The organism is Pseudonocardia sp. SID8383, assembly GCF_009864975.1.
In the GTDB taxonomy this organism is placed as follows: domain Bacteria; phylum Actinomycetota; class Actinomycetes; order Mycobacteriales; family Pseudonocardiaceae; genus Pseudonocardia; species Pseudonocardia alni.
On record NZ_WWFY01000557.1, the window covers coordinates 1 to 4,730 of the forward strand.

General features: G+C 73.7%; 2 protein-coding genes and 2 pseudogenes. 3 read left to right on the forward strand and 1 reads right to left on the reverse strand.

Annotated elements, in window-relative coordinates:
- Positions 1 to 327: pseudogene (locus tag GTW08_RS13690) on the forward strand (hypothetical protein); the annotation flags it as partial.
- 266 nt (positions 328 to 593) lie between these two features.
- A complete protein-coding gene (gene ileS, locus GTW08_RS13695) occupies positions 594 to 3,779 on the forward strand; it encodes an isoleucine--tRNA ligase (protein ID WP_161151999.1) in 3,186 nt (1,061 codons plus the stop codon).
- A gap of 23 nt (positions 3,780 to 3,802) precedes the next feature.
- On the opposite strand, the gene GTW08_RS13700 is transcribed toward ileS, so the two are convergent.
- On the reverse strand, positions 3,803 to 4,192 hold the full coding sequence (locus tag GTW08_RS13700; RefSeq protein WP_073573913.1) for a hypothetical protein: 390 nt from the start codon (positions 4,190 to 4,192) through the stop codon (positions 3,803 to 3,805).
- A gap of 277 nt (positions 4,193 to 4,469) precedes the next feature.
- Between GTW08_RS13700 and GTW08_RS13705 the strand changes: the two are divergent.
- A pseudogene (locus GTW08_RS13705) lies at positions 4,470 to 4,730 on the forward strand (hypothetical protein); the annotation flags it as partial.

Here is a 4,730-nt window from a genome sequence, read left to right on the forward strand (position 1 = left end):
CCGGCGGGCACGCCCGCCGGAGCCGGCGTGGACACGAACGGCACCCCGGCCGACGCCGTCGGGGCCGACGCGCCCACCGGGACCGACGGCGACTCCCCGGAGGAGCCGCGCGACCCGACCCTCGCCGCACTCGCCGCGCGCCTGCCCGACGAGGTGCTCGTCATCGACGAACACCCCCGGTACCACGTGCAGACCTGCCGGGCCCTCACCGGTCGCCCGGTGATCCCGCTGCCGGTCAGCGAGGCCGTCGAGCTCGGGTTCACGCCGTGCGGCTGGTGCGCACCGAACCGGACCCTCGGCGACCGCCACCCCGCCCAGGCCCGCTGACCAGCAGCGCGGCGCGCCCCACGGAATAACGGGGTGCGACCGCGCGCTACCCTGGTTCCACAGGCACCGATCCGGCCATCACCGGGGAGCCTCCGGAAGAAACGGCCCCGGGCCGGAGTAGAACCGGACGGGTGCGGCCCGTCATCGCCGTCGAAAGAGAGGCCCGTGCACCCGTGCACGGGCAAGCGGGGTGGTACCGCGGCCCGGCTCTCCAGAGCCGTCGTCGTCCCCGTGCGAAGCGAGAGCACGCACGAGGAGCGACACACGTGAGCGGCTATCCCGACGTCCCGGCGCACCCGTCGTTCCCGACGCTCGAGCAGGACGTGCTCGCGTCGTGGGACACCGACGACACCTTCCGCGCGTCGGTCGACCGGCGCCCCGCCGGCGAGAACGGGGCCGACGAGTACGTCTTCTACGACGGTCCGCCCTTCGCCAACGGCCTCCCGCACTACGGCCACCTGCTGACCGGTTACGTCAAGGACGTCGTCCCGCGGTACCGCACCATGCGCGGCCACCGGGTCGAGCGCCGCTTCGGCTGGGACACCCACGGCCTGCCCGCCGAGGTCGAGACCGAGAACCAGCTCGGCATCAAGCACAAGTCCGAGATCGACGAGATGGGCGTCGCCGCGTTCAACGAGGCATGCCGTACGTCCGTGCTGCGCTACACCGGCGAGTGGCGCGACTACGTGACCCGCCAGGCCCGCTGGGTCGACTTCGACAACGACTACAAGACCCTGGACCTGGACTACATGGAGTCCGTCCTCTGGGCGTTCAAGTCGCTGTGGGACAAGGGTCTCGTCTACTCCGGCTTCCGGGTGCTCTGGTACTGCTGGCGCTGCGAGACACCGCTCAGCGCCACCGAGACCAAGATGGACGACGTCTACACCGACCGGCAGGACCCGGCCGTCACCGTCGGGCTGCGCCTGGCGACGCCGGACCGCCCGGAGACCGACGGCGCCCTCGCCCTGGTCTGGACGACCACTCCGTGGACCCTGCCGTCGAACCTCGCCGTGGCCGTGCACCCCGACGTCGACTACGTGGTCGTGGAGGCGAACTCCGAGCGCTGGCTGCTCGCGGAGGCCCGGGTCACCGCGTACGCCCGCGAGCTGGGGGAGGAGCCGCCGGTCCTGGCGCGGGTGACGGGGTCGGATCTGCTCGGCGCGAGCTACACCCCGCCGTTCGACTTCTTCACCGGCCGCGAGAACGCCCACCGGGTGCTCGCCGCGGACTACGTCACCACCGAGGACGGCACCGGGCTGGTCCACATCGCCCCCGCCTTCGGTGAGGAGGACAAGGAGGTCACCGACGCGGCCGGCATCGAGGTCGTCAACCCGGTCGACTCCCGCGGCGAGTTCACCACCGAGGTCCCGCCGTACGCCGGCATGCAGGTGTTCGACGCGAACCCGCAGGTCATCCGCGACCTCAAGGACGGCAACGCGCATGCGCAGGGCGTCCTGCTGCGCCACGAGACCTACGACCACCCGTACCCGCACTGCTGGCGCTGCGGCAACGCGTTGATCCAGCGCGCCGTCGACTCCTGGTTCGTACGCGTCACCCGGTTCCGGGACCGGATGGTCGAGCTCAACCAGGAGATCGACTGGACGCCCGCGCACGTGCGCGACGGCCAGTTCGGCAAGTGGCTGGAGGGCGCCCGCGACTGGGGCATCTCCCGCAACCGCTACTGGGGCAGCCCGATCCCTGTGTGGCAGTCCGACGACCCGCGCCACCCGCGCACCGACGTCTACGGCTCGCTCGACGAGATCGAGCGCGACTTCGGCGTGCGCCCGACCGACCTGCACCGGCCCTACGTCGACCAGCTGACCCGGCCCAACCCGGACGACCCGACCGGGCGCTCGACCATGCGCCGGGTGCCGGAGGTGCTCGACTGCTGGTTCGAGTCCGGCTCGATGCCGTTCGCGCAGGTCCACTACCCGTTCGAGAACCGCGACTGGTTCGAGCACCACTACCCGGGCGACTTCATCGTCGAGTACAACGGCCAGACCCGCGGCTGGTTCTACACGCTGCACGTGCTGGCCACCGCCCTGTTCGACCGGCCCGCGTTCCGCAACTGCGTCGCGCACGGCATCGTCCTGGGCGACGACGGCGCGAAGATGTCCAAGTCGCGCAAGAACTATCCCGACGTCAACGAGGTATTCGACCGCGACGGCAGCGACGCCATGCGGTGGTTCCTCATGGCGAGCCCGATCCTGCGCGGCGGCAACCTCGTCGTCACCGAGCAGGGCATCCGCGAGGGCGTCCGCCAGGCGATCCTGCCGCTGTGGAACACCTGGTACTTCCTGTCGCTCTACGCCGGCGGGGAGCGCGGCACGTTCCGCACCGACAGCCCGCACGTCCTCGACCGGTACGTGCTGGCCAAGACCGCCGACCTCGTCGACGGCGTCACCGCGGCGATGGACGCCTACGACATCGCCGGGGCCTGCGACCGCATCCGCGACCACGCCGAGACCCTCACCAACTGGTACGTCCGGCGGTCCCGGGAGCGGTTCTGGTCCGGGGACGCGGCCGTGCGGCAGGACGCCGTCGACACCCTGCACACCGTGCTGGAGGTGACCTGCCGGGTCGCGGCGCCGCTGCTGCCGCTGACCACCGAGGCCATCTGGCGCGGTCTCACGGGGGAGCGGTCGGTGCACCTCACCGACTGGCCCGCCGGGTCCGACCCGTCGGTCTCGCAGCGCGAGGCCGGAGCCGGGCTGCCGCACGACGCCGACCTCGTCGCCGGGATGGACCGGATCCGGCAGGTCGCGAGCGCGGCGCTGTCGCTGCGCAAGTCCGCGAAGGTGCGGGTGCGCCAGCCGCTGCCCGCGCTGACCGTCGCCGCGAGCGACGCCACGGCGCTGGAGGACTTCACCGGGCTGCTCGCCGACGAGGTCAACGTCCGCTCGGTCGAGCTGACCGACGACGTCGCCACGCACGGCCGGTTCGAGATCGCCGTCAACGCCCGGGTCGCCGGACCGCGCCTGGGCAAGGACGTCCAGACCTGCATCCGCGCGGTCAAGGCGGGGGAATGGTCCCAGGAGGGCGACACCGTCGTGGCCGCGGGGATCGCGCTGCAGCCGGGCGAGTTCACCGAGAAGCTCGTCGCCGCCGACCCGGAGCGGACCCAGGCCCTGCCCGGGAACACGGGGCTCGTCGTCCTCGACACCACGGTGACGCCGGAGCTGGCCGCGGAGGGCACCGCCCGCGACGTCGTGCGCGTCGTGCAGCAGGCCCGCCGTGACGCGGGTCTGGACGTGTCCGACCGGATCGCGCTGACCCTCGACGGGCCGGACGCGGTGCTCGACGCCGTCCGGACCCACGAGGCGTTCGTCGCCGGGGAGGTGCTGGCGACCTCGGTCGCCTACGGCGCCGCCGGGGACGGCGGGTCGAGCGGGCAGGTCGTCGGCCCCGACGGCGCGTCGGTCACGCTGTCGGCCGCGGTCGCCCGGGCCTGACCGGTACCGGCGCCGACCACCGCTCAGGGGCGGGGTGCCACCGTGAGACGGACGCGGTGGTCGGCGCCGGAGACCGGGGTGACCTCGACGGTCGCCGGGACCCCGTCGATCCGGCACGCGACCGTCGCGCCCTCGGGCACCGGCGGGCAGCGCGGGGACAGGAGCACCGCGTCCTGGCCCGCAGCGCGCAGCGGGTCGCGCACGGCGGACATCAGGACCCCGGCCGACGTGTCGGTCCCGGTCGGGCCGGGGCCGGGGACGACCACGTCCAGCTCCGCGACGCCGTCGGCGGACACCGGGACGTCCCAGCGGGTCCGCACGACCTCCTGCGGGGTGCGCCCGCGGTAGCCCTCCACCCACGTCCCGTCGACGCGCACGGTGCGCCAACCGTGGCGGTCCTCGTCGTCGTGCATCCGGCAGCCGAGGACCGTCCAGGACCGGGCAGTCGGCGGTGCCGCCGGAGTGCTCCCGGCCCGTCGCCGCCTCGACCGGCAGCGCCGCGCCCTCGGCCGGCGACGGCAGCGGTTCGCGCTGCGCCCACAGCACCAGCGCGGTCGGGAGACCACGACGAGGACGGTGAGCGGCAGCCACCACCGGGGTGGGCGGGGTCGATGGTGCACGGGGACGGCCTGTCCGGCCGACCGGGACCGGCCGGAACTCCACAGAACCACCGGGCCCTATCCTCACCTCATGGGTGACGCGGCGGAACGGTGGCGGGAACGCCAGCTCGGCCGCGGGATCCCCGACCACGTCCTCCGGTACGCCCCCGCCGACCCGTGGACCCACGACCCCGCCGACTTCACCCCGCCCGCGGAGCCGGCCGACACGCCGTCGCACCGGGCGGCGCGGGCGATCGCCGAGCGTGCCGCCGCGTGGACCTGCGCCGGGGCGTCGGTGCTCGACGTCGGCTGCGGGGGCGGGGACGCCGTGTTCGGAGCGGCGTGGCCCGAG